1 pseudogene is annotated in these 791 nt (G+C 61.8%); it reads left to right on the forward strand.

Annotation, left to right across the window (positions count from 1 at the left end):
- Positions 1–18 precede the first annotated feature (18 nt).
- Positions 19–791 (forward strand): annotated as a pseudogene (locus AWB66_RS32625) (IS256 family transposase); the annotation flags it as partial.

Raw genomic sequence — 791 nt, forward strand, 5'->3', positions numbered from 1 at the left:
ATCACCCCAATCACTACGATGGCGAAACCTTCGCATCGTGCACGCGGGCGTTCAAGACGGGTTGCGCTAACGGATACTTCCGATGAGTTGATCGACCAATTGCTTGCCCAAGTGCAGGGCAAGGATGCTGAGTCGGTCCTGGGCGAATCAGGTCTGGCCGGCGAACTCAAGAAGCAGCTGGCCGAGCGCATGCTCGCGGCCGAGTTGAGCGACCATCTGGAAGCCCAGACCGAGCAAGGCCAGTCCGGCAACCACCGCAACGGCACCAGCCCCAAGACGGTCCTGACGCCCAATGGCGAGCTGATGCTGGATATTCCGCGCGATCGGCAAGCGACATTTGAGCCGCAATTGGTCGGCAAGTATCAACGCCGGCTACCACGCTTCGATGACCATGTGATCAGCATGTATGCGCGCGGCATGAGCGTGCGCGAGATTCAGGGCCATCTGCTGGAGCTGTGGGGGCTGCAGGTGTCGCCCGATCTGATTTCGACGGTCACCGACGAGGTGCTGGCCGAGGTCGAGCAGTGGCAGCAACGCCCGCTCGAGGCCATGTATCCGATCGTGTACTCGACGCGCTGCGCCTGAAGATCCGCGACGAAGGCACGGTCAGGAACAAGGCGGTCTATCTGGCGCTGGGCATCCGCGCCGACGGTCGCAAGGAAGTGCTGGGTTTGTGGATCGAGCAAACCGAGGGCGCCAAGTTCTGGCTGAAGGTTTCAACGAGCTGAAGAACCGCGGCTTGCACGACATCCTGATCGCGGTGGTCGACGGCTTGCGGGGCTTTCCTGACG

The sequence above is a fragment of the Caballeronia telluris genome (assembly GCF_001544495.1).
In the GTDB taxonomy this organism is placed as follows: domain Bacteria; phylum Pseudomonadota; class Gammaproteobacteria; order Burkholderiales; family Burkholderiaceae; genus Caballeronia; species Caballeronia telluris.